21 protein-coding genes are annotated in these 25,226 nt (G+C 65.1%); 10 read left to right on the forward strand and 11 right to left on the reverse strand.

Translation table 11 applies throughout. The features are described 5' to 3' along the window. Positions 1 to 43 precede the first annotated feature (43 nt). From ACYU8W_RS05520 to ACYU8W_RS05560, 9 genes are all read left to right on the forward strand, one after another. A complete protein-coding gene (locus ACYU8W_RS05520) occupies positions 44 to 982 on the forward strand; it encodes a hypothetical protein (RefSeq protein WP_499467319.1) in 939 nt (312 codons plus the stop codon). Further along, entirely contained in the window at positions 975 to 1,661 is a 687-nt protein-coding gene (locus ACYU8W_RS05525) for an acylneuraminate cytidylyltransferase family protein (RefSeq protein WP_499467321.1), read from the forward strand. The genes ACYU8W_RS05520 and ACYU8W_RS05525 overlap by 8 nt, the downstream gene beginning before the upstream one ends. A gap of 275 nt (positions 1,662 to 1,936) precedes the next feature. Next, the gene (locus ACYU8W_RS05530; RefSeq protein ID WP_499467323.1) at positions 1,937 to 2,914 is read left to right on the forward strand and encodes a glycosyltransferase family 2 protein; all 978 of its coding nucleotides are present in this window, start codon (positions 1,937 to 1,939) and stop codon (positions 2,912 to 2,914) included. Between the two features lie 50 nt (positions 2,915 to 2,964). Beyond that, on the forward strand, positions 2,965 to 5,178 hold the full coding sequence (locus ACYU8W_RS05535; protein WP_499467491.1) for an N-acetylneuraminate synthase family protein: 2,214 nt from the start codon (positions 2,965 to 2,967) through the stop codon (positions 5,176 to 5,178). Position 5,179: 1 nt separating this feature from the next. After that, positions 5,180 to 7,165, forward strand: a complete 1,986-nt coding sequence (locus tag ACYU8W_RS05540; RefSeq protein WP_499467325.1) for a glycosyltransferase — start codon at positions 5,180 to 5,182, stop codon at positions 7,163 to 7,165. Next, entirely contained in the window at positions 7,162 to 8,205 is a 1,044-nt protein-coding gene (locus ACYU8W_RS05545) for a glycosyltransferase family 4 protein (RefSeq protein ID WP_499467327.1), read from the forward strand. Before ACYU8W_RS05540 ends, ACYU8W_RS05545 begins: the two co-directional genes overlap by 4 nt. Beyond that, positions 8,202 to 9,134: a glycosyltransferase family 2 protein gene (locus ACYU8W_RS05550; RefSeq protein WP_499467329.1), complete on the forward strand. Its 933-nt coding sequence runs from the start codon at positions 8,202 to 8,204 to the stop codon at positions 9,132 to 9,134. Before ACYU8W_RS05545 ends, ACYU8W_RS05550 begins: the two co-directional genes overlap by 4 nt. Next, entirely contained in the window at positions 9,124 to 10,983 is a 1,860-nt protein-coding gene (locus tag ACYU8W_RS05555; protein ID WP_499467331.1) for an ABC transporter ATP-binding protein, read from the forward strand. Before ACYU8W_RS05550 ends, ACYU8W_RS05555 begins: the two co-directional genes overlap by 11 nt. Before the next feature lie 15 nt (positions 10,984 to 10,998). Continuing rightward, the gene (locus tag ACYU8W_RS05560; RefSeq protein ID WP_499467333.1) at positions 10,999 to 12,138 is read left to right on the forward strand and encodes a glycosyltransferase; all 1,140 of its coding nucleotides are present in this window, start codon (positions 10,999 to 11,001) and stop codon (positions 12,136 to 12,138) included. A gap of 15 nt (positions 12,139 to 12,153) precedes the next feature. Here ACYU8W_RS05560 and ACYU8W_RS05565 read toward each other — a convergent pair whose 3' ends face one another. The 11 genes from ACYU8W_RS05565 to ACYU8W_RS05615 all read right to left on the reverse strand — a co-directional run bounded on the left by ACYU8W_RS05565 (position 12,154) and on the right by ACYU8W_RS05615 (position 24,038). Beyond that, a complete protein-coding gene (locus ACYU8W_RS05565) occupies positions 12,154 to 13,977 on the reverse strand; it encodes a glycosyltransferase WbsX family protein (protein WP_499467335.1) in 1,824 nt (607 codons plus the stop codon). Between the two features lie 61 nt (positions 13,978 to 14,038). Then, a complete protein-coding gene (locus tag ACYU8W_RS05570) occupies positions 14,039 to 15,046 on the reverse strand; it encodes a glycosyltransferase family protein (RefSeq protein ID WP_499467337.1) in 1,008 nt (335 codons plus the stop codon). Then, on the reverse strand, positions 15,043 to 15,591 hold the full coding sequence (locus ACYU8W_RS05575; protein ID WP_499467339.1) for an acyltransferase: 549 nt from the start codon (positions 15,589 to 15,591) through the stop codon (positions 15,043 to 15,045). Before ACYU8W_RS05575 ends, ACYU8W_RS05570 begins: the two co-directional genes overlap by 4 nt. Further along, positions 15,588 to 16,493, reverse strand: coding sequence for a glycosyltransferase family 2 protein (locus tag ACYU8W_RS05580; RefSeq protein WP_499467341.1), 906 nt, complete (start codon positions 16,491 to 16,493; stop codon positions 15,588 to 15,590). The genes ACYU8W_RS05575 and ACYU8W_RS05580 overlap by 4 nt, the downstream gene beginning before the upstream one ends. Next, complete coding sequence (locus ACYU8W_RS05585; RefSeq protein WP_499467343.1) at positions 16,486 to 17,418, reverse strand: NAD-dependent epimerase/dehydratase family protein; 933 nt, start codon at positions 17,416 to 17,418, stop codon at positions 16,486 to 16,488. The genes ACYU8W_RS05580 and ACYU8W_RS05585 overlap by 8 nt, the downstream gene beginning before the upstream one ends. Continuing rightward, positions 17,415 to 18,605 (reverse strand): O-antigen ligase family protein, encoded by a 1,191-nt coding sequence (locus tag ACYU8W_RS05590; RefSeq protein ID WP_499467345.1) that lies wholly within the window; start codon positions 18,603 to 18,605, stop codon positions 17,415 to 17,417. The genes ACYU8W_RS05585 and ACYU8W_RS05590 overlap by 4 nt, the downstream gene beginning before the upstream one ends. 51 nt (positions 18,606 to 18,656) lie before the next feature. Further along, positions 18,657 to 20,153 carry a tyrosine-protein kinase domain-containing protein gene (locus ACYU8W_RS05595; RefSeq protein ID WP_499467347.1) on the reverse strand — a complete coding sequence of 499 codons (1,497 nt, stop codon included), beginning with the start codon at positions 20,151 to 20,153 and terminating at the stop codon, positions 18,657 to 18,659. Further along, positions 20,150 to 20,365 (reverse strand): PqqD family protein, encoded by a 216-nt coding sequence (locus tag ACYU8W_RS05600; RefSeq protein ID WP_499467349.1) that lies wholly within the window; start codon positions 20,363 to 20,365, stop codon positions 20,150 to 20,152. The genes ACYU8W_RS05595 and ACYU8W_RS05600 overlap by 4 nt, the downstream gene beginning before the upstream one ends. Before the next feature lie 59 nt (positions 20,366 to 20,424). Beyond that, a complete protein-coding gene (locus ACYU8W_RS05605) occupies positions 20,425 to 21,342 on the reverse strand; it encodes a nucleotidyltransferase family protein (RefSeq protein WP_499467351.1) in 918 nt (305 codons plus the stop codon). A gap of 115 nt (positions 21,343 to 21,457) precedes the next feature. Then, entirely contained in the window at positions 21,458 to 22,681 is a 1,224-nt protein-coding gene (locus ACYU8W_RS05610) for an NADP-dependent isocitrate dehydrogenase (protein ID WP_499467353.1), read from the reverse strand. Positions 22,682 to 22,772: 91 nt separating this feature from the next. Next, on the reverse strand, positions 22,773 to 24,038 hold the full coding sequence (locus ACYU8W_RS05615; RefSeq protein ID WP_499467355.1) for a beta propeller repeat protein: 1,266 nt from the start codon (positions 24,036 to 24,038) through the stop codon (positions 22,773 to 22,775). Positions 24,039 to 24,195: 157 nt separating this feature from the next. On the opposite strand from ACYU8W_RS05615, the gene ACYU8W_RS05620 reads away from it, so the two are divergent. Beyond that, positions 24,196 to 25,176: a malate dehydrogenase gene (locus ACYU8W_RS05620; protein WP_499467356.1), complete on the forward strand. Its 981-nt coding sequence runs from the start codon at positions 24,196 to 24,198 to the stop codon at positions 25,174 to 25,176. Positions 25,177 to 25,226 lie beyond the last annotated feature (50 nt).

The following is a 25,226-nucleotide window of genomic DNA, read 5'->3' on the forward strand; positions in this document are numbered from 1 at the left end:
CCTACCCAGTACAGACCCTATGACCAGCGTGGAAGGAGCACAGGTGCAAGCCAGCTCCCATCTGCCACCCAACAGTCCGGTGCTGATCCTTTCTCCTCACCTGGACGACGCGTGGTTGAGCACCGCTGCGCTCATCCGGCACAGCCAGGCGGAAGTGTGGACGGTGTTCGCGGGGGCGCCGATCCCTGCCGTGGCCACGGATTGGGATCGCACCTGCGGATTCGCCGATTCAGCCGAGACAATGGCGGCCAGGCTCGCCGAGGACCTCGCCGCATTCGCGGACGTCGACGTGGTGGTGCGGCACCTGCCCTACTTGGACGCTGCATACGCCGACGGACCGACCAGGCGTCTTCAGACCCGCGGCCTGCGCGACGATCTCACCGCGTGGCTCGGTCAACATCCTGACGGCCTCCTGGCCCTACCCATCTGTGCGGGAGTGCATGTCGCACCGGCGTTCTGGGAAACGTTGCGCGAGCGGGTTCGTGGTGAAGGCGGCGCGATGACGCCGAACGACGCTCTGAAGTCGTCGACGGCGACCGACCAAGCAGGTGTTTGCGGCCGCCCTGAAGTCAAAGCACTCGCAGCCCAGACGGTGCGTCGACTCATGCACGCGGATCACCAGCGGCGCCGGCGCAAGGCGCAGCGGCGAGGAATGGCGGCGAACCCAGACCATGTCTTGGTGCGCGGCACCGGGCTCGAGGTTGCTTCCGCGGTCGGCACCGACGTGCTGTTCTGGGAGGACCTGCCCTACCTGTGGCATGCGCGCGGACACGATCAGGCTCGGCGCCTCGCGACAGCCAGCACCCTCGATCTCATTGAGCTGACGCTGCCGGTGGATGTCGAGGACAAGTACGCCCGTCTGCAGAAGTACACCTCTCAGGTCGACGTGCTCGACCCGATCGAGCGCCGTCTGTCGACGCCGGGGCACTTGCCCACAACCGAGACCTATTGGCTGGGACGCCGGAGGGACGACCATGACTGAGACCCCGGCGATCATTCCCGCCCGCGGCGGATCGAAAGGCGTGCCGCGTAAGAATCTCAAGTTGCTCGGCGGCAAACCACTCATCTGCTGGACGATCGAGCAGGTGCTCGAGGTCGACGGGCTGGTGCCATACGTCTCGACGGAGGACACAGAGATCGCCCACGTGTCACGGTCTGCGGGAGCGGTGGTGATTGAGCGGCCGGACGACCTGGCTCAGGACACGACCGGATCCGAGCCGGTGGTCGAGCACGCGATCGAGGTCATCACGACCGAGCGTGGTCGCCCAGATCAGGTCATGTTCCTGCAGGCGACCTCTCCCATGCGGCTTCCCGGCACGCTCGAACGTGCCGTGCGAGAGTTCCACGACACCGGGGTCGACTCGATGGTCGGTGTCGTGCCGACCGAGATCTTCGTGTGGCAGCAACACCCCGAGGTCAGAGCCCACTACCCATGGCAGGCCCGTCCGCGCCGTCAGGACATGACCCCGGACCAGTTGCGTTATCGGGAAACCGGATCGCTGTACGTCACCGCGACTGAAATCTACGAACGTGAACACAATCGCCTCGGCGGCCGGATCGGGCTGTTCGTGATGGATGGTTCTGAGGGTCTGGACATCGACACGCTTGAGGACTTCGACCGGGCTGAGTACGCCCTGGCCCAGCAGCTTGCTGGGCACTGAGCCGCGAGTCGGGCACCACGAGCCGTCGTCCGTGGTTGTCGTACACGACCAATAGGCGATCGGTGTGGGCGAGAAGGTGGTCGGCAGCCAATCCACCATCACCCGCAGCAGTGGCCGGAGCGCACTTGGCCCCGTCTGGTGCTCGGTCGCCTGGGCATCGGGTGAGTCCTAGACTCTTATGCGGATGACGCCTGGCGAGATGGTGCGGGCCAGGATCGGATCTGCCCACTCGACGTGGCGGGCAAAGGGCGGACGAACGAGTCGGAGCAATCGAGATGAACACCGAGGCGAAAGTTGCGGCGAGCACACACGAAGTACTCGCCGCGAGCGTCATCATCCCGGTGTACAACGCAGCCGACCATCTGCCCACACAATTGGCGGCGCTCGCTGCACAGCCGTTCGATGACGCGTGGGAGGTCGTCGTGGCCGACAACGGCTCGACCGACCGAACCCGGCGCATCGTCGAGGACCTGGCCCCGACCTTCACGGTGCCGCTGCGGTTGATCGATGCCTCGCATCGCCGCGGCGCCTGCAGCGCTCGGAACGCCGGCGCCATAGCTTCTCGGGGACGATCACTGCTGTTCTGCGACGCGGATGACATGGTCGGCGACGACTGGGTTGCCCAAGGGGTGCGGGCCCTGCAGAGCGCCGACATGGTCGGTGGGCTCACTCTTGAACTGCACGAGCCACACCACGTCGACACGCCGCGGATCCGCAAGACCATTCTCGTCGGACGCCCCGGCATGGAGTCGGTCATCTCCAGCAACCTTGGCGTGCGGCGCGAGGCCTACTTCAGCGTCGGCGGATTCGATGAGTCCCTCCCTCCGTACGGTGTGCACGACATTGAGTTCAGCCTCCGGATGCACCGGGCCGGCCGCACGGTCGCCGCAGCTCGGGAGATGGTCGTCTACTTCCGGCGCACGACCGATCAGAAGGTGCTGGCCCGCAAGATCTACCGCTCCGGACGGACGGAGACCGTGGTCTGGGATCGCCACCCCGAGTTGTACCCCCCGCGTCGGGGACTGTACGTCGTCACCCGCCTGGTTCGTTTCCCGTTGGATGCCATCCAGCAGGTCGCCAAGGATGGACGCATCGACAAGAAGGCTCTCGGCCGTGATCTGTTGACGCGCGCCGGCCACGTGGCTGCTCACCGCCCCGGCGGTGTGCGGTCGAAAGCCGGGGCCCCTCAGCTCCTGCGTCCCGCTGATGATCCCCTCAACCACGACCCCACCATCCAGGGAGCGGACGCGTGACCTCCATCGACCTCAACACCGCCGCCTTCGTCGTCTTCGCCGAAGACTCGATGCTCACCGCACTCAACAAGATCGGTGAGAACAGGGCGGGCATCGTCTTCTGCGTCGACTCGCACGGCACGCTTGTCGGCTCGTTCTCCGACGGTGACTTCAGGCGGTGGGTCACCACGGCGCAGCAGATCGACCTCAGCATCCCGGTGCGCATTGCCTCGAATGCCTCCTGCGTGCGCCTTGCTCACGGCTCGGCGCCCGCGACGATCGAGGCGGCGTTCCGGCCCGGCATCGAGGTGGTGCCTCTCGTCGACGAACGCGGCCGACTGGAAGCGATTTCGCGCCCGAGCAGTGGGACGCTGCAGATCGGGCGTCACAGCGTCGGCAAGGACAATCCCGCGCTTCTCATCGCCGAGATCGGCAATAACCACCAGGGCGAGGTCGAGTTCGCCAAACGATTGGTCGACCTCGCCAAGGAGTCGGGCGCCGATGCGGTGAAGTTCCAGTTGCGTGACCTCGCAGGCCTGTACCGCCAGGGCGATTTTGATTCCAGCGACGGTGAAGATCTTGGCCCGCAGTACACGATGAACTTGCTGGCCAAGTACTCGTTCAGTCCCGAGCAGATGATCGAGTGCCTCGACCACTGCAAACGCGTCGACATCGACGCGTTCTGCACACCGTGGGACGAACCTTCGCTGAAGGTGCTCGTCGACTACGGCGTACCGGCCTTGAAGATCGCGAGTGCCGACCTGACCAATCACGTCCTGCTGCGGGCATGCGCTCAGAGCGGGCTCCCGCTGCTCGTGTCGACTGGAATGTCCACCGAGCAGGAGATCACCGCGAGCGTCGAGGTGCTGCTCCGGGCAGGCGCTCAGTTCGCGCTGTTGCAGACCCAGTCCACCTACCCGGCGCCGTTCAAGGACGTGAACCTGCGCTACATGGATCGTCTGGCCGAGATCGGCAATTGCGCAGTCGGCTACTCCGGTCATGAACGCGGCATTCACGTTCCCCTCGCTGCTGTGGCGCGGGGCGCGAGCATCATCGAGAAGCATTTCACGATCGACAAGAGCCTCGAGGGCAACGACCACCAGGTCTCGCTCTTGCCAGAAGAATTCGCCGAGATGGTCACGAGGGTCCGCGAGATCGAGAGCGCACTGGGCAGCGGCGGAGCACGGGTCGTGTCCACCGGCGAGCAGATGAACCGCGCGAACCTCGCCAAATCGCTCGTCACCACCAGGCGTCTCGAAGTGGGTGACGTGGTGACGCGTGACGCCGTGACGATCAAGTCACCGGGCCGTGGCCTACAGCCCGACCGGCTCGATCTACTGGTGGGGCGCACCTTGCAGCGTGGCATCGATGCCGGTGACTTCTTCTACCCCTCCGACCTGTCCGACACTGTCGCTCAGGGCCGCGCATACTCCTTCAACCGCCCGTGGGGCCTGCCGGTGCGCTACCACGACGCCCGAAAACTGTTGGAGGGCAACGCAACCAACCCCGACTTCCTCGAATTTCACTTGTCCTACAAGGACGTCGAGATGAGCTCCGAGCAGATCAGCAGCCTCCTGAAGTCGAAGTTCGACGGCTTGTATTACGCCGTGCACTGCCCTGACCTCTACGCCGGCGACTTCATCATCGATCTGGCCAGCGCCGACGCCGCGACCTGGGAGCGGTCAATCGCTGAGGTGCAGAAGGTCATCGACCTGACGCGTGACCTCGGACGCTGGTTCGACGCCGAGCAGCCTCCGGTCGTCATCTGCACGATGGGCGGATTCACCAAGGACGCGTTCATCCCCGCCGAGCAGCGTCCGGCGCGGTACGCACGCATCGCGGAGGCCCTGGAACGCCTCGACGAAGACGACGTGAGGCTCACCGCGCAGACGCTGCCGCCCTTCCCGTGGCTGATGGGTGGCCAACAGCACCACAACCTGTTCATGGGTCTGGACGACACCGTCGCGTTCTGCGAGCAGTACGGCCGGCGAGTCACCCTCGACCTGTCGCACTCGAAGCTCGCCGCGAACTTCACCCGGCGCCCGTTCAGCGAGTACGTCGAGCGGCTTGCACCGCTGGCCGAGCACCTGCACGTCGTCGACGCCGAGGGCCTCGACGGTGAAGGTCCGCAGATCGGAGAGGGCGAAATCGACTGGCCCACAACCGCATCGCAGCTCGATCGGCTTGCGCCGGGTGTCGGCTTCATCCCGGAGATCTGGCAAGGCCACGTCAACAACGGCGAGGGCTTCTGGACGGCGCTCGACCGGTTGGAGGCGTGGTTCTGAGGTGTCTGAGCTGATCGCATTGTGGGTCTCCCCCGTCTCCAACTTGGCGGGCGTTGCCCGACACATTCTCGACGTCGCACGGGTCGGCCTGCCCGGTTATCGGTTGGTGGTCACCGCGCCCGAGGGGCCCTTGCTCGACCGTCTACGTGACCTCGGCGTGCCTGTCGTGCCTTGGGAGGTCGGCGGACGTCCGATGCGGCACACGGTGGCTGAGCTCAGGCGGACGGTGCGGCGGTTGCAGCCGGCCGTGGTGCACTCGCACCTCGCCAAAGCCGACTTCCTCGCGGCGATGGCAACAGTCGGTCAACCCACGACGCTGGTGTCCACCGAGCATCACGTGCAGGCAGATCAGTCGGTGTTCCACGGGTCGCCGGTCAAGGCGCGCACTCGGCAGCTTGCGCACCACGCGCGGATCCGACGGTTCGATGCACTCCTTGCTGTCAGTGCCTCGACCGCACGCGACATGCGGCGCCATTGGCGACCCACCGCACCGATCACGGTGGTGCGCAACGGAGTCGACCGACTACCGCCCACCGAGCGGGCCGCCGGATTGCGAGTGCTCTCCCTGACCAGACTGTCAGCGGAGAAGAACCTCACGACGACCCTCGCGGTCTTTGCCGAGGTGCACCGACGACATCCGGAGGCCCGGCTCACCCTCGCCGGCGAAGGTCCGGACGCCGACCGGTTGCGTGCCGTCGCCGACGAACTCGGCCTTGCCGCAGTTGTCGACTTCCCCGGGTTCGTCGACGCCTCAGCCGCGATGGACGCCCACGACGTGCTGCTGCAACCGTCACTGGCCGACAACCTCTCCTACACCTTGCTGGACGCGGTGAACGCCGGCATGGGGGTGGTCGCCAGCGATCTCGGTGGCAACCCCGAGATCCTCCCCGCGCACTGCCTCGCGCCAGTCGATGATGTCGAGCCCCTCGCGGCCAAGGTTGTCGAGCAGGGACTGCGTCTCGAGCTTCGTCCGTCGCTGCCAGACACCATTCCGACCGTGTGCGAGATGGTCGATGAGATCGTCGAGGTTTATCGCTGCACCATCCCCCATGACGCCGCCATAACGGCGCCTTCAGGTCCAACGCCGGCAGCAAGCGTGGTGGTGGCATACTACCGGGCTGACGAAGTGCTCGGTGCGCAGTTGGAGGCGCTAGCAGCACAGGAGGATCCGCCGACATTCGAGGTGATCATCGCCGACAACGAAGGTTCGTCAGCACTTGCCTCACTGATCGCGCCTTACCACGAGCAGCTCGCGATCCGAGTGGTCACTGCGACCTTGGAACGCGGACCAAGCCACGCTCGAAACTTGGGAGCATCCGCCGCCCGTGCACCCTACTTGTTGATGTGCGACTCCGACGACATCGTCGGCGAGCGCTGGGTGCGCGCCATGCATGACGCGCTCGTGCGGGACGATGCGTTGCTCACCGGTCCGCTTCGCCTCGACCGCCTGAACCCCGAGTTCGCCTGGCGCACCTACCTCGGCGTGACCGACGACGAGGTCATCGAGCCACCCGTGTTGCAGAGGCCATTCGGTTTCCTGGGCTACGAACAATTCGCGATCGGCTGCAACGTCGCCGTGCGAAGATCGACCTTTCTCGCGCTCGGCGGCTTCGACGAGACGATCACCGGCGGCACCGAAGACGTCGACCTCTCCTGGCGGTTCATCGAAGCCGGTCATCCGCTGCTGGTCATCGACAACGCGGTTGTCGACTACCGGCTGCGAACAGACCCGGCGGCGGTGTTCGCACAACGCCGCGGGTATGCGCGCTCGCAGCTGCGATTGTGGGCGAAGAGCCGCGACATGGAGCGTCCGGTGCGCGGCATGTCCGCCCGCTGGGCCGTCACCGAGACGGCGAAACTGGCGCCCCAGTGGCTGGCTGCCCGGCGCGCGCCCGAGGCCGAGCGTTTCCGCTGGTCCGCATACGCCGGGGGCGTCGTCGGCAACCTCGAGGGTCAGCTGATCCACCGCCGACCGGGGCGCCGATGAGTCGCTTCACGATCGCGTCGAACCAGGGCGACATCGCCGGCGGCGAGGTGATGCTGTTGCAGCTCGCGGCCGCGGCCCGCGATCTCGGCCACGATGTCACTGTTGTCGGCCCGGCCTCGCCCCCCGACCTGTGCGACCGCGCGGCGAATGAAGGCTTCGACGTCGTCCGCATCCCCGGCGCGAACGCCCGTTCCTACCTGCGCAATTTGCGCCGGTGGGACCGACAGCACCGACGAGGTCTGTTGTGGTGCAACGGACTTCGTCCCGCGTTCGCCACGACCGGGCATCCTTGCCGCGTCGTTCATCTGCATCAGGTGGCCGAAGGAAAGCTCAAGGTGCTGGCCGCCATCGCCCGGCGCGGGGTGCTGCGCACGGTGGTGCCGTCCCGAACGATGCAGTCTCAGGTGGCCCGGTCCGATGTGCTGATGAACTGGTCGCTGCCACCGGCGCAGACTCGACCGCCTCGTCCGATGGGCGATCCGGTGCGGCTCGGCTTTCTCGGCCGGCTCTCGCCCGACAAGGGAGTGCTCGTTCTAGCCGACACGATGCGACTGCTCGAAGCGCGTGCCCCCGGCCGATACACGCTGCTGCTGGCGGGTGCGACCCGATTCGTGCCGCCGCGGGAGGCGACCGCAGTCGAAGAATCGCTCGCTCGTCTCGGCACAAACGTGGAGCGCGTCGGCTGGATGGACCGCGACGCCTTCTTTTCTCAGGTCGATCTCGCGGTGTTTCCGTCCACTTGGGCCGAGCCGTTCGGTCTTGTCGTCACCGAAGCTATGGCGGCGCGATGTCCCTTCGTGATCAGCGACGCCGGAGCGCTGCCCGAGGTGGCCGGCTCGGACTTTCCATGGATCGCGAGAGCAGGGGACGCGGCATCGCTCGCAGCAGTCCTGGCGCAGGCCGTGACGGGCTATTCGAAGGATCACACCGACAACTCCTACGATCGGTGGTCACAGTTCTTCTCACCCGAGGCAGGAACGCGGGAACTGGGCATCATTCTAGACGAACTGCGCCAGCCAGGTGCCGGAGGAAGCTCATGACAGATGCATCGATCATCATTCCCACCCGAGGGGGCGCGGCACGTCTACCGGTGCTCCTCGAAGCCCTACGTGCTCAGGAAACCGAGTCGTGGGAGGCGGTCGTCGTGATCGACGGTGACATCGATAATTCCACGCAGGTGCTGGAGCGCTATCGCGACCTCCCGGTGCGCTCGTCGGTCTTCCCGGAGAACCGCGGACGAGTCGCAGCCCTGAACGAAGGCTTCAGCGTCGCCGGAGGCCACGTGCTCATCAGGTGCGATGACGATCTGCAGCCACGGCCGGACTACGTGCGTCGGCACATCGCTCACCACCAGGGTGCTCCGAAGGGCGTCATCGGCCTCTACCTGAACAACTTTCCTGAAGGGCGATATGCCGAGATCTACGGGCGCGCAGCAGATGCACAGTATCGGCGGGGCGCCTACTGTCGGCCTCCTCACGAACGGTGGCATTACTGGGCCGGCAACTGCTCGATATCACGCGAAACCTGGCTGGCCATAGGCCCGTACGACTCCCGCTACCGCGCGTACGGCTGGGAGGATGTTGATTACGGCTACCGACTGCATCGGGCTGGGATTCCGGTAGAGATAGACCCGAAATTGGAAACTGCGCACAACGTCGCTGCGACCAGCACGGCTTCACGCACAAGACGCGCTTTCCGTTCTGGTCAGGCACGCCACCTGTTCGACACGATTCACGGCGTTGGTGTGTCCGGATCCCGAGTTGCGGACCGCGCAGATGCGTGGAACACGCTCGTCAGCCAACTCTCACGACATCTCGACTACCAGTCGTCCGTACGCGTTGCCCATGGCGTCGATTCGATGATCCCTTATCTCCCCCGCCCGCTCGCTCGCAAGGCTGTTTCGCTCATCGTCGAAGCGTCCGCCAATGCCGGGCTCAACAAGCCGGAGGGGGTAAGCAATGACATATGAAAGCAGCGCGGCTCAGGCCAATCCGCCGCTTCTATCCGACCTGCGTTACCTGCTTTCGACGGTAAGCCGACGCGACCGGCGCCTGCTCGTGGTCAATGCCACCAGTCAGTTTGTGCTCGGAATGCTCGATCTGATTGGCGTCGCGTCGATCTTGCCGCTCATGCAGATCCTAATGGGCAGCCCGATCGACGACGGCGTGCTCGGCATTCTGCACCGCCTGCTTGGCCGTCCCTCCGAACGAACCTTCGTCATCATGGTCGCCGCCTGCATGATCCTCGCGTTTGTGCTTAAATCCGCGCTCGCCGTGGCGTTGATGTGGTGGACGTCGGGCCATCTCAGCCGGCTGCAGACAGCGACCTCCCGCCAGCTGTTAACCGTCTACCTGTCCGAGTCGCTTCTGGAGCACCGCAGACGAAACACTGGTGAACTGATTCGTACGGTTGGCCCCGCAGTCAACGACGCCTACTCACGGGTGCTGGCCGGTGCGCTCAGCACGATAAGCATTCTGATGTCAATGACGCTCATCGTCGGACTGCTCTTCGCGGTTGCACCGATGCCCACTGCAATCGCACTGGCCTACTTCGGCGGGATCGTGCTTGCCCTTCAGCGTGTTCTCGCTCCAGCAAACCGTCGGGCCGGCAAGGAGGCCCAGCGCACGGTATGGATCGCCAGCCACGCGCTACTCGACGCGATGGCGGGTTTCCGCGAGGCCGTACTGCACAATGCACGCATCTTCTTTGTCGACCAGTATGACGAGGCCAACATCATCTGTGTCCGAGCCTCACGGAAAGCGAATTTCCTCGGCGGCCTTCCCAAGTATGTACTTGAGTTGGTCACGATGGTCGGACTCACGATCTTCATAGTCATCAGCACGCTCGGCGGTACTGCAAAGTCGTCTCTTCCGGTCCTCAGCCTGTTCGTCGCGGCGACTATCAAGTTGCTACCGATGATGGTGAGCTTGACCGCGGCACTCGGCACTATCCGGGTGGGTCGTGAGGGCCTGCACATTACAGTCGATGCGCTGCGTACAGACGGTGAGATCGAAGGGGAGGACTCAATGCACGGTGGACCCAGCTTCGATGGTGACACTGCTGCTATCAAGGTTGACGGGGTGAGCTTCCGGTACCCCGACGCCGAGCGCGACGTGCTGAACGATGTAACGATTCACATCCCGCCCGGGCAATCGCTCGCCCTATGTGGAGTCAGCGGGTCGGGCAAGACCACACTGGTCGACATCATCCTTGGCCTCATCTCCCCTACCCGCGGCTGCGTCACCTACGGCAATGTGAGAACCGACACTGCAGATGACCGGTGGCACGACGTCGTCGCCTATGTGCCCCAAGACGTGTTCATCATGAGTGGGACGATCGCCAGCAATGTCGCCTTCGGTGTCCGGGAGGAGGATCAGGACCGAGACCAGATAATCCGCTCTATTGAGCGGGCTGCCCTCGGTGACCTGCTGGCCGACATGCCAGATGGCATAGACACCCTGGTCGGTGAACGAGGCTCGCGGCTCTCAGGCGGTCAGCGTCAACGACTGGGAATTGCGCGTGCCCTCTATCGCAACCCCAAGGTCATCGTCCTTGACGAAGCAACCTCAGCACTCGATAACGAAACCGAATTCCGCATCGGACGCACCGTCGAGGCGTTACGCGGTGACATCACGACGATCGTCGTTGCGCACCGGTTGTCCACTGTCCGCGATGTAGATCAGTTAGTCTTTCTGGAGGGCGGCAGCATCGCCGCGAAGGGCTCCTTCGGGCACGTCGTCGAATCCGCACCAGCGTTTGCTCGCCTGGTCGCACTCGGACGGCTGGATTCTGACCTAGACACGTCGCGAGCCTCCTAGGTGCTTGGGAAAGCTGTGACCGGTCCACTCGGCTATTTCTCACCCGTCAACTATTTGGAGGACGCCGGCGGACAGCTGTGGTTGCCGAGCAAGTCAATCAGCGCACTTGAACGAATGGCGCGACACCTCGGCGAGGGCATACACGTCATAGCTTCCAAGACCCAGACTCGGGACGACAGAACACCCGATGGCTACGGCCGGGTAACAGCCGATAATGGCATCGTGCCGAGGGCGTTTTCGTCGGAAACCCTTCATCGCGATGTCGCCGGCGCGGCCCGGGGGCTGGCCCTTCTGACCGCACTGCATCGGCCCGCCTACGAATGGCTGCTGAGAACCGACGTACCCGTCGTCTACACCTCCGAAAATCCATTGACTACCCGCCTCGATCAGGCGCGAGCCTCTGCCGCGAACCGCATAGACGGTGGACGACGGGCGATGGGAGAGCTCCGTAGGGAACGTTGCTACGTGCGGATGGCTCGACGAGCGAAGGGGTTGGAGTGCAATGGCATCGCTGCTGCCTCAGCGTACGGCAGATACAACACCAACGTCCTTGTCTACAACGACTCACGCATCGCCGATTACGACCTGACGCTTGCTCGTGGATCCCGGATGCCAGAGCCAGGTCAACCGCTCCGCGTAGCCTTTTCGGGTCGCTGGACTGCCATCAAAGGCACCACCGACGTTCTACGAGTAGCCGAACGCTGTCAATACGAGGGAATCGATGCCAGGTTTTACATCGCCGGCGGCGGTGACCTGGCGGACCAGATCAACAGCGTGCGCGTTGCGAATGTCACGGTCATCGGCTACCTCGATTTTGAAACCGATTGGAAGCCCTGGGTGCGGAATCAGGTTGACGTCATGCTGCTTCCACACCGCCAGGGCGATCCTTCAGGTACATATTTTGAGGCACTGGGGTGCGGTGCTCCGATCTTGGGCTACACGACCGAAATCCTCGAGCAGATCGTCGCTGCGGGGGCCGGGTGGTCAGTGCGGCGCAATGATCCGGCAGCCCTCACTGACACCATCGCGATGCTGACGCGTGAGCGCGGCCGAATCGCCGCCGCCCGCGTGCAGGGCCTTGAATTCATGGCGAGTCGCACGCTAGAGGCAGTCACGGCGCAGAAGGCCGCTTTCTACAGCTCGATCCGCCGCTGAAACCCCTACATGCACCTAGCCGTTGGCGACATCCCGGGTCGCGCACAGGTAGGCATGTCCCCACTCATTGCTGGGCTCGAGCACTGCGCCCTCTGCCCACTCATTCCAAGCATTGACGAATACCACCCGCTCGCTTTCGGGGCGGTCCATCACCGATTCGGCAGCCGCGAGAAGCCATCGCCGGTAGGTGTACGGGTTGGCACCGAGCCACAAATGCGCCTTCGTGCCGCGCCGCGGGGTGTTGTCCCAGGAAGTCATGACGCCCGGAAAATGGTGCCTGCTCTGGATCTTGAACCCGGCGATGTCGTCGTCGACCATGCTTGAGTAGGAGAAGATGCCTCCACTGAAGTCGCGGTCAAGCAGAAGGGTTGCTCCGTTGACCGGAACGTACTTCTTGCGATGTGGTGGAAACGCCATCGTGGCATCGAGAGCCGCCTGCACTTCCGGGCCCATGTCCACGTACTCCACCCCCACCAACAGCAGTTCGATTCCTTCGGCACGAGCCCGCTCACGCCACGCGTCGGCGACGTCGGCGAAGTCGGGTATGGACCCCGGACGGTAGACGGCCAACAGCTTGCGCCCGTCGACAGTCAGGTAACGGTCGTCCCGGAGAAAGACGAGCACGTGCTCAATGAACGTGCGTGCCGGCACCCTGTCGTAGTCCTGCCTGATCAGGATCGCCTTCGGATCACCGTCCCACGATCGCGCCCAGTCCTCGTTGGCCCACATGAGGCAGAAGGGTTGGTCGAGGTCGCGTTGATTGACCAGCCGGTCGATCGGTTCGCCGAGCAGTCGACGACCAGCGAACCAGTAGTGGTAGTACATAAGGCCGCCGATGCCGGCCTGCCGAGCAAGCTTGGCCTGCTGCGCGCGCACCTCGTCGAGGCGCAGATCGTAGTAACCGAGATCCGCGGGTAGCTTCGGTTGAAAATGCCCCTTGAAGTGCGGAACAGCCGTAGCCGTATTGGTCCACTCGGTGAAGCCCTTCCCCCACCAACTGTCGTTCTCCTTCGTCGGGTGGAACTGCGGGAGGTAGAAGGGAACGATGCGCGGCGCGAGCGGCTCGCGGGCAGTCTCGACTGCCGCACTGGCTGTTACGTCACAGATCGGCATGCCGGCCTCGGCTGCCAGCACCCCGAGCAGCGCTGCGAGCACCTCCTCGCCGCGCGCTCCGGCGCCGAAATCGTCCGGCGCGAGCCGAAGAGCCCGCAAGCCCTGGGCCAGGAATGCGCGACTGACGAGGTCGAGGCCACTAGGCACATCGCACTGGGTGTGTGGCGTCGGCCAGTGGCGACTCTTGAGAATCCGGCTGACGCTCCGGAAGACGTCGCCCTGCGGTTGCACCACTCCCTTAGCTAGTCCACCGATATGGGGATCGACGAGCAGAGCGAGTGCGTGTTGCACATCGGCAGCAGCCGGAAGCAAGTGATCGACGATTATCAGCCGGTCGTAACTGTCCAGGATGCCCGAATTCGCCGCGGCGATCAGGCGCTGAGCGGCGGACCATCCTGGCGGGCAGCCGAACTGCTGAGCAGCGCCCGCGGGCGCCGAGGTGATCACGACGACATCGGCGTCGATCGACTCCGCGGCTGGTGGATCGGCGACAGGCTGCGGCGAATGGTCGGCGAGCCGAAGGATCGCGGTCGAGTGCTGGGGCCGGTGCTGCACGAGACGCCAAGACGCCGGGTAGAGAGGACGACGGGTCGGTCCACGTCGAGTGGCCGGCGGCGTCAGCTGTTGCCCGAGGCGGGTCGCTAGGGCCCGTCGCCCCATCTGGCGCTCCTCGGTATTGGTTCGAAAGTCGACACTGTCGCGCGCGAGTCCGAGCAGGTATCTCATCAGCCCCATGCTGACAATCCCCGGCGCAGGATCGGCAGATGACGCAGCAGTTCTCTGCACGTCACCGCCACAACCGCTCCAACTCCCGGGCCCGATGGGTGAAGGTGTGCTCGGCAAGCGTGCGGGCACGGGCGCGTTCCCGCAGCAGAACGAAATCCTGAGGTCGGGCGACCACGCGGCGAGCTGTCTGCACTAGGTCGTCCTCACCGTCGAACACGAGCACCTCCTCGCCCGGCAGGTACACCTCGCCGACATCGAGCCTGTCGATCAACTGCACTGCGCCCACTCCGGCGGCCTCGAAGGTGCGCATGGTGAAGCCGTCCTGATCACCATGGATGTTCAAGGTTGCGCTCGACGAACGCATGATTGCCTGCGCAACCTCGCTCGTCACATCGCGACCGTTGGGCAGGCCGACCCCCTTGGCGCGCCATGTTCGTGCACGGTCGAACGGATGATCCGACCATCCCCTGCCCCAGGCACGCACCGCAATTCCCGCGGCGGTCAAGGCTCGCAGGGCGGCGGCACGTCGAGGCGACGGAGCACCGACGAACGACACGAGACCTGCCGCCCCGGCGTAGCCGGAGGTAGGGCGACTGTCGTCGAATCCGAGATGGACGTGCAGTGCGTCAATGCTGTTGTCCTGCAGCGCTTTTGCGTCAAGCGCACTATAGGTGGCGATCGATGCGTATTTCGCGACGAGGTCGGCATCGAACTTCGTGCGTCGGATCTCGTCGTACATCCACACGCCTACGGACGACCCGGACGCCGCCTCCGCCCAGAAATCCTCACTCAGGACATCGCCTCGAACCACGAGCACGACGTCAGGGCGAAATTGCCGAACAACAGCGAGCGCTCGCCCGGACGCTTGCTCAGCGGACATGTGTCCGTCACCACCGGCAAGGACCGCCGGCAATTCGTGGCGCACCTTGTTCCACGCCCGCTCGCCGTTCGACCTGGCGACGTCGTAACAGAAAGTCTTCACCTGATAGTTCAGGGTTTCGAAGGCTCGCGCAACCGATCGGTGATAGCCGTGGAAGCCGGGCGAGATCAACAGAAGTTTGGGACTCATCGCGGTGTTCCGATCAACTTCGCCGGCACGCCACCCACGACGGCGCCAGCGGGAACATCGCGCACGACCACGGCGCCTGCGGCGACTGTCGCCCCCGAGCCGATGGTCACTCCTCCGAGCACTACGACGTTCTGACCGAGGAAGACATCGTCCCCGATCACGACCGGCCCGGTGCCTTGGACGGCACGCCGATCGTCGCGGCCATGGTCCGACGACGTCACCATCACATTGTCCGCGAGAACACAACGTTTACCGAGGCTCACCGGGTCTATGGAGTGCAAGTGACATGCATGACCGATGTAGGTGTCGTCACCCACCGCCAACCGAGCCCCCGCACCTTCGGCAGCGAGCCATGCACCATCTCGTATGATGATCCCGTCGCCGAGGTGAATGCGATCCACCCCTGTCAACGTCTTGGATGCGACGATGACGGTGCCCTGGCCGATGTGGGCGAATGCTAGACGCAACAAGGGCATCACGAATTGGGCTCTGCGGTAGCGCACGCCGGCACGCTTTTCGACCAGCAGCCTCGCAATCTCTCTCAACGGGTCCTCCACGCGTGGTCGAGGCGAGCATTCTGCTCGCGAAAGATGCGCCAAGGCGTCACTGGACGCCCGCCCATTCGACGGGCGGTCGCCCAAGCGAGGTTGACGACATAAACCGCGCGCAAGCCGAACCGCAACGGTGCGGGCCGCAGCCACTTCGTGTGGTACTTCATCCGTGAATCGATCAGCCAGGTCGCTCGGCGCGCTGGATCCGATGACCCTCCGCCCTGGTGGTGAATGACTGGCTGGTCTAGCACGACGACCGGCAGCCCTCGCTCACCGTGCAGTCGGCGCTGCAAATCGATCTCCTCCGCATTCATGAAGAACGCTTCGTCGAAGCCGCCCACTGACCGGAAATCCTCCAGAGGCAACAGCAAACACACTCCGACTGCCCAATCGACGATCGCCGGCCCGTTCGTGCGGGCGGCGACGACGTCGTTGCCGATCAGTCGGTTCAGAGTGTCGGTGCCATGGAATCTCGCGAGCGGGTCGAGCGCCTCCACAAGTTGATGGGTGGTACGCGGCCACTTGCGTCCGACCATGAGGTCGTACTCGGGTTGGACCACCCTGGTCGACACGACGGCGGGCAGCCACGGTCTGGCTCCCTCGACCAGGTCACGAATGAAAGACTCGCCGATCTCGACGTCGCTGTTGAGGATGAGGAGCAAGTCGTAGCGAGCCACCCCCGCTCCGGTGTTTACAGCGGACCCGAAGCCACCGTTGCGGTCTCTGCGCACGACCTCGTAGCCATCGCCCGCAGGGAAAGGCCTCGGGGAGGCGTCGTCACTGACGACGATCTGCATCGGCACATCGCCGACCTGATGCCGCAGCGCCTGGATGAGAACCTCGGTGGGCTGAGGATCGCCGTAGTGCGGGACGACCACTGACACGCCGTCAGCCATGTGATTCCTTCAGCAACTCTGCCCGCACCCATCGGGCCGTTTGCGCGATGCTCTCACGGAAGTCGGCGGAGCACGAGTAGCCAGTATCGGCGCGCAGGGCCTCGCGGTCGATCAAGGAATAGTCGATCGCATTGTCCTCCGGATAGGCACCGAAGTTCAGGTCAGCTCCGGGCGCGACGATGTCACGAATCTCTGTGATGAGCTCACGGAACGTGCGGGTCTTCTCATGGCCGACGTAATAGTGGCGTTGGTCGACCCCGCGTTCGGCCAGTGCGAGAAGTGCTCCCACAATCTCATCGCTGTACACCAGGTCATACGGCCCATCACCGGCGACCAGTTGTGGCGTCTTGCCCGAAAGCAGCTGGGAAAGAACGACATTCGGCAACATCATCGAGTAGTTGCCAGGCCCGTATGCCATCGCCAGGCGGGCCGTGACGAACTCGATGCCCTGGTGGTGAGCGACAGTCTTCCCGATGTGCTCGGCCGCCAACTTGCTCGCGGCGTAGGTGTTTGCCCATCGCGGCGCGACACCAACCTTCTCGCCGAGGCCGAGGATCTCGTACTCGTTCATACTGCCCACCATCACGAACCTGCGGCATCCCATTCGGGCCGCGGCCGCGACCGCGTCAACCGACCTAGCTGCGTTAAGCAATTGGCCCGTGTGGTCCTTGAAGGCCGCGCCCATGAGACCGTCCCATGCTAGGTGGAACAGGACGCCCTCCGGAGCCGGTCCGACGACTGAATCCAGATCGCCGTAATCGGACAGTTCGGCCGACACCTGCCTCACCCGGCCGACCAGTTCGGTGGCAATCTGAGCGGTCGGCCGCTTCACCGCAATTACCGACCACCCCTCGCCGACGAGCGCGCGCACGAGGTGGGTGCCGATGAATCCAGACGCCCCGGTGACGATTGCAGTGCGAGTCATGCCGGTCGCCTCTGCTCTAGCTTGGTGCGGGGCTCACCGAATCGGGCGCCTATCGCCAGCCCGAGCGCGATGAAACCAGCGGGGGTCATGAACACCTCGCCGAGCTTCCACGCGCACACCAGAACAGTGACGATGCCGGCCTCGGCGATGAGCAGCTCACGAGAGACCCTCAACCGAGGGCTGAACAACCCTAGTCCGATCACGACGAAGGCGAGGATCGTGACGCCGAGGAAGATCCACCCGCCCTCGGCAAATGCCTGCAGGTAGGAGTCGTGGAACCACATGCGGCGGACGCCACCGAGCATGACGAAACCCTCGTTGAGCCCTCCGCCGTACCAAGGCGTCAATGCCACCTTGTCGGCCATCGCGTGTTCGATCTGGGTGCGGAACAGGTCGGTGCCGCTGCGATCGGCGAATATGCCGATGCGCGCCAGAGTGTTCTCGGCGAATATCAATGTCCAGACGCCGGCCGCGGCGAGCACCAACCGGACGGTGGGCGCCACCCGGTTGCGCAGCGCCAACCACGCCAGGGCCAGCAGGAAGGCAGAGATCGACGTGCGTGAACCGGTCAGGAAGACGGCGAGCGCGGAGAAGGCGATCCAACCGGCACTCCACCATCGGCCGCGGGTCACCAGCAATCCGAGCAGTCCGAACAGCGCGTAGTACATCCCCGCGACGTTCTTGTCGTCGTAGAAGCCGGTGAGGTAGGGCGGGTACCGGTTCGGCGTGAGACCCGCGTAGAACATCGCCACGTTGATCACCGACATCGTCATCGTGCCGACGATGAACGAGCGCACGTCGATGCGGCGCTGCGCGAACGCCGCAGCCAGACCCAGCAGCAACGCGAACTTGGTGATGCGCTGCCCCCACGGCATGCCGTTGACCACCGAGACATAGGTGAGATAGCCGAGCATCACGACGCCGATGCCCATCATGGCGCCGCCCCAGCTGATGGTCCACTGCGCTCGCACGCAGATCGCCCAGAGGCAGATGATGGACGAAACCAACACGCCCGACGGCACCGGCAGGGGGCTCACGAATCCGGCGAACACCAGCAGCGCCCCGCACAGGAAGTCGGCGACCCGCACCTGCGACCAGTAATCGCGGACGTCCTCGGCCCACTGGGCGATGTGCCGCGGCCGGTGCGGTTCGTGGCTCAGCCGACGCTCGGCGATGCCTGAAGTCATCGACGCGTCTTCCGCCGCAGCGGAGTGGGCGTGACCGTCCGGACGGTCATGTCAGCGGACACCGGCCCTGAGCGACCTGCTCTTGCGATGTCCGCGCCGGGTCGAAGCTGCGTCCTCGGGACCTTCGATCTCCTGTCCGTAGTACCGCTGGTACTTCTCATGGTTGCCGTAGGAGCCGTACCCATAGCCGTAGCCGTACATCACGTCGCCCATCGTCTTCAAGGACGCGCGGTTCAGGACGACGCCGAGCAGCGTGGCGTTGGCCTGGGTGAGCAGCTTGGCGCACTGCTCAAGTTGCGCCTTGTGGGTTGCGCCCATGCGGGTCACGATGATCACGCCGTCCGCCAGCGAACCGACCAGCGCGGCGTCGGTGACCGCGAGCGCCGGCGGCGCATCGAGGATCACAATGTGGTTCTGGCTGAGCTGGTCGACAAGGGCCCGCATGGTGCGCGAACCGAGCAACTCCGACGGGTTCGGCGGGGTGCGTCCAGCCGGCAACAGCTTCAGCCCGGGCACGCCGCTGTCGAGCAGCACGTCGTCGACCGACAGCTCGCCGGCCACCACCTGGGTGAGTCCGACGCTGCCGTCGACCCCGAACTGGTCGCCCTGGGTCGGTAGACGCAAGTCGCAGTCGATGAGCACGACAGACTCGCCGGCCACCGCCATCAACTGGGCCAGGTGGGCCGCGATCGTCGACTTACCGTCGCCCGGTGTCGGCGAGGTGACCACGATCGACCGCGGCGGTTCATCGACGCTCACGAAGCGCAGGTTGGTGCGTAGCTGCCGGATGGCCTCGCCCGCGGGGCCACCGACCACGGTCGGTTTTCCGGTGCGCCGCAACGACTTCGAGTCGGGCACGATCGCCAGCGCTGACTTGCCGGTGAGCGTCTCAACATCCTGCTGGGTCCGCACCTTCGCATCGAACGCGCGGCGTATTATCGACAGAGCGCCCGCGATGATCGCACCCAGCAGCGCACCAGCCACCAGGTTGCGCACGAGGTTGGGCTTGGACGGGGAGGCGGGCAAACCCGCCGGTGCGTAGGTGAGCACGTGGATGTTCGTCAGCCGCTCGAGTTCGGCGTCGCTGGTTTGCTTGCCCTGTGTCTTACCGAAGGTCTCCAGTCGCAGACCCTCGGAGCGGATGCCCAGCAGGGTCGCATTCGCCAGCGCCTGCGCACCCTTGGCGGTGTTGCTCGTGGCCGTCACATTGATGAAGGGCGTCGAACCGTCGCCGGGCGAGGCTGAGACACCGCCGCGTACACCGGCCATGCCCTGCTGCTGCAGGATCTTCGACGACTGGGCGGCGACCTGACTGGTGTTGGCCAGGCGCGCATACATACCCGCACGTTGCACGGTCACCGAGTTGGCGCTGATCGTGTCGCCCACCGAGAGCGAATCGCCGGCCACGACCACGCCGGTGGCCTGCGCGGTGTAGACGGTCGGACGGGTGGCCAGGTAGGCACCCGCGAGCGTGACGCCCAGCAGCGCGCCGAGCACGATCCACAGCAGGTTTCGGCGCAGAATTCGCACCAGGTCCACGATTGTCATCGGGTGTCCCCCTCGTTCTTCAGCAACCCGACCTCCACCAGCTCGGTTATGCACAATTCGACGTCGGATGCGATCACTGCTTGTTCGAGACCGAGGTCCGCCCCCAGACGGCTGATGATCTCATCCATACTGGTGGCACGGTCAGCGGTTCGCCAAATCATGCCCGCCGCGTCGGACAACACCACAACGCAGCCGAGCTCGACGGACGTCACGAAAGTGCTCACCTCGTCATCCGACAAGCACCACGCCAGCCCTGCGGGTATGCGCCACATCAGCGCCCACCTCGCTTCGTCCGGCGCCTGCGCACGCTCCGCGCGACATCGACCGCCGCCGAACGCATCCGCAGCCCATACTCTGCGACATAGTCGCCGGTACGTGGTTCGCGCCCGATCCGTTCGCGCATCAAGTCGGGGTTGATCGACACGAATCCGCGCAGGACCAGCGCCTTGCCGCGCAGCCCGCGCGCGGCCCGCCACCGTCCGGCCCACTCGTCCCACCTGTTCTGCGAGCCGCGAGAGAAGTGGCGCCACAGCAGATACTCCGGCTCGCCACGGTGCCCCTCGAGCTCGCCGATCGCGGCAGCGAACGCGACCTGCGCGTCGAATTCCTCTGCCAGCCTCCGCACCTCGACGCGTTGCTCCTCGGACGCCGTGCGCCAGCACGCGTCGTAATCGATGTGCCGCACGCCGCCGGTGCGGCCCGCATGCAGCAGCAGCACCAGCCGCTGCATCGCGACGTCGGGGACGGTGCAGCGCACGTTCGCGATCTCGCGCGAGCTGAGGTGGTCGTTCCAGAGCCGGTCGAACGCCTCGTCGGCACTCAGCCCGAACCCGGGCCACCACCGGTGCAGGTCGACATTGCCGAGGAAGCGGTGGCGCAGGTTCATCGCGTGGGCGAACGCAGAGCCCTCGACGAACCCGGTGACCTTGTGCCAGTCGTGCGCCAGCAGCGCGGCCACGAACCGGTCAACATGAGCAGGCCGCACCAGCACGTCGACGTCGAGGCTGTGGCGCGGCCCGGGCGCGCCGGACGCGGATCGCTGCCACAACTGTTCGTCGACCGCCCGGCCTTTGAGGTGCAGCAGGTCGACGCCGCATTCGTCGGCGAGCAATTGCACGTAGCCGTGCGTAAGCGTGACCAGCACTTGCCGATCCACCTGCTCCTGCAGCTCGTCGCCCCCGTTCGTCATCGCGGTCAGCGTAACCGGATTCTAGGAATGTCGAAGGCACATGGCACAAAACGCGAACGAGCCCGACCCACCGCGGTGGGATCGGGCTCGTGCGAGGTGGAACTCGAGGCAGAACTCAGGCTGCGCTCATCGCCTTCTGCAGGTTCTCGTCGATCGCGGCGAGGAACTCCTCGGTAGTGAGGAACGCCTGGTCCTTACCCACGAGCAGCGCGAGGTCCTTGGTCATCTTGCCTTCCTCGACCGTCTCGATGCAGACGCGCTCGAGCGTCTCGGCGAACTTGGTCACCTCGGGCGTCTCGTCGAGCTCGCCACGCTTGGCGATGCCACGCGTCCAGGCGAAAATCGACGCGATCGGGTTGGTCGAGGTCGCCTTTCCCTGCTGGTGCTGACGGTAGTGGCGGGTGACCGTGCCGTGCGCGGCCTCGGCTTCCACCGTCTTGCCGTCGGGGGTCATGAGCACCGAGGTCATCAGGCCCAGTGAGCCGAAGCCCTGCGCCACGATGTCGGACTGCACGTCACCGTCGTAGTTCTTGCAGGCCCAGACGTAACCGCCCTCCCACTTCAGCGCTGCCGCCACCATGTCATCGATCAGGCGGTGCTCGTAGGTGAGGCCGAGCTCGTCGAACTTCTCCTTGAACTCGGTGTCGAAGATGCGCTGGAAGATGTCCTTGAACGCGCCGTCGTACGCCTTGAGGATGGTGTTCTTGGTCGACAGGTAGACCGGCACCTCGCGCTGCAGGCCGTAGTTGAACGACGCGCGGGCGAAGTCCTCGATGGACTTGTTGTAGTTGTACATACCCATCGCGACGCCCCCGTCTTCACCGAACTCGGCGACCTCGAGCTCCATCGGCTCGCTGCCGTCGGCCGGGGTGTAGGTGATCGTCACCTTGCCCTTGCCGGGCACCTTGAAGTTCTGCGCCTTGTACTGGTCACCGTGCGCGTGACGGCCGATGATGATCGGCTTGGTCCAGCCCGGCACCAGACGCGGGATGTTGCTGATGATGATCGGCTCGCGGAAGATCACGCCGCCGAGGATGTTGCGGATCGTGCCGTTGGGGCTCTTCCACATCTCCTTGAGGCCGAACTCCTCGACGCGGGCCTCGTCCGGGGTGATCGTCGCGCACTTGACGCCGACGCCGTACTGCTTGATCGCGTTCGCTGCGTCGACGGTGATCTGGTCGTCGGTCGCGTCGCGCGACTCCATACCCAGGTCGTAGTACTTCAGATCGAGATCGAGGTACGGGTGGATCAGGCGGTCCTTGATGAACGCCCAGATGATGCGCGTCATCTCGTCACCGTCGAGTTCGACGATGGGGTTCTTGACCTTGATCTTCTCCATGCGGTTGCAGGCTCCTGAAACTCGTGACGGTACAGCGTTGTTCGCTTCGAACAGGCTAGCCCGCGCACAAGGCGCAGGACGAACCCGTGTCCTACTGGCCGGTCGGGTTCTCGGCGGTGCTGACCGGGTCGGTCACCAGGGATCCGGACGACTGAACGCCACCTGCGCCGGCGTTGCCCTCCGTGCTGGTCGGCTCGGCGGTCGGTTCCGTGGGAACCGTCTGCGTGGGAACCGTCTCGGTGGTCGACGGCGGCGGGGTCCACTGCGACTGCGTGCTGGTCGGCGTCCAACGCGGACGGGTCGACGACGCAGTCCACTGCGGCTGAGTACTGCTTGGGGTCCACTGCGGCTGCGTGCTGGACGAAGTCGACTCCGGCGCCGAACTCGACTGCGACTCCTGCGAACTCGAGGACGACTCCTGCGAAGTGGAGGACGACTCGGTGCTCGACCCACTACTGGACGTGCTGGTCGCGGTGGCCGCCGCCGCTGCAGCCGGTTCTGACGTCGAACTGACCCACCCCTTGGACGCGTCCGCACCCCAGATGCTGCGACCCCAGATCGCGATGTCGGCCGACTTCACCGCTGACGTCCCGCTGACACACTCCGACGCCGTGCCGCGTGCTTCGTCCGCGATCGCCGCGACGCGGATGCCGCAGGCCTGACGGGACGCGACGTACAACCGGTTGCCCTGCACCGCGCTCGCCGTGGAGATACCGGTTGCAGTCTTCACCGTGCCGACATTCGTCCACGTCCTGCCGGCGTCCACGGTGCGGCGGACGAGACCGCCGTCGCACAACACGTTCGCGCGGTCGTTCGAGTCGGTCGCCAGGTCGTGGATACGCCCGGTGGCGCACGCCTTCGCGGTCGCCTTGCCCTCGCGCAGCAGAGTCGTCATCGCCGTGGGCTCGACGGCCCAGGCGGGAGCAGTCTTGGTGACCTTCGCCTCACGCTCGGTGAGTTCGACCGTCGCCGGCTTGCAGGAGGCGTCCAGCCCGGTCAGCACGGGGTTGCCCGCTTCGTTGATGGCGCCCGACGAGACAGAGCGCAGGGGCACCCGAGGGCCGTTCGCCCAGTTCGCCCCGGCGTTCTGGCTACGAGTGATCACCACCGAGCCCTCGCAGTTCGAACCGGTCACCAGTCGCCACGCGGACTGTGCATTCACGGGAACCACGATGACCCGATCGGCTTGCGCCGCAGGCGCTCTCGAACTTGTCGTCGACGAGGTCACCGACGTGGAAGTCGACGGCGACGGGTCCTCGCTCGCCGTCCGCTCCCCCGGACGCATCGCCCAGGCGACGAGTGCGACGTCGAGGATCAGCAGCAGCCCGAGGGCGAACGGCCACAGGCTTCGGCGCACGGGAGGTCCCTTCGATCAGGTGGAATTCCTCGGACAGTATGCCGCCTTCGCCGCACTGGTCACACAATTCCCATATCTCATGGCTGCCGGGGCGTCACGCACCGACCGCTGATACTTTCGACCCGTACCCACCCGTAGACGTCCTGAGGGGATTTACGTGAGCACCCAGCCTGTCAAGGTAGCCGTCACCGGCGCCGCCGGCCAGATCGGTTACAGCCTTCTTTTCCGCATCGCCAGCGGAGCCCTGCTCGGCCCGGACACCCCGGTTCAATTGCAGTTGCTCGAAGTCACCCCTGCGCTGAAGGCGCTCGAGGGCGTCGTCATGGAACTGGACGACTGCGCGTTCCCGCTGCTGCACTCCGTCGAGATCGGCGACGACGCCGAGAAGATGTTCGACGGCGCCAACGCGGCCCTGCTGGTCGGCGCCATGCCGCGCAAGGAGGGTATGGACCGCTCCGACCTGCTCTCCGCCAACGGCAAGATCTTCACCGGCCAGGGCGCCGCGCTGAACAAGGTCGCCGCCGACGACGTCAAGATCCTGGTCACCGGTAACCCGGCGAACACCAACGCGCTCATCGCCAAGGAGAACGCCCCCGACATCCCGGCCGAGCGGTTCAACGCGCTCACCCGTCTCGACCACAACCGTGCGAAGGCGATGCTCGCCAAGAAGCTCGAGGTTGCGGTCGACGAGATCAAGGATCTCGCGATCTGGGGCAACCACGACGACTCGATGTACCCGGACCTTTACAACACCAAGGTCGGCGGCAAGGTCGCGGCCGACCTGGTCGACGAGTCCTGGATCAAGGACGAGTACATCCCGACCGTCGCCACCCGCGGTGGGGCGATCATCAAGGCGCGCGGTGCATCGTCCGCCGCATCGGCTGCCTCGGCGACCATCGACCACATGCGCGACTGGATGCTCGGCACCGACCAGATCGTCTCGATGTCCGTCCCGACCGACGGCTCGTACGACGTGCCGGAAGGCATCATCTCCTCCTTCCCGTGCCGCGTGAAGAACGGCAAGTACGAGATCGTCCAGGGTCTGGAACTGAACGACTTCAGCAAGGAGCGCATCCTGGCGTCCGCCAAGCGCTTGCAGGACGAGCGCGCCGCGGTGGAGAAGCTCGGCCTCATCTGAGTCTCACTCGCGCGCGGCCCCACGACCACTCGGTCGTGGGGCATCGTCGT

It is taken from the genome of Yimella radicis, assembly GCF_054778255.1.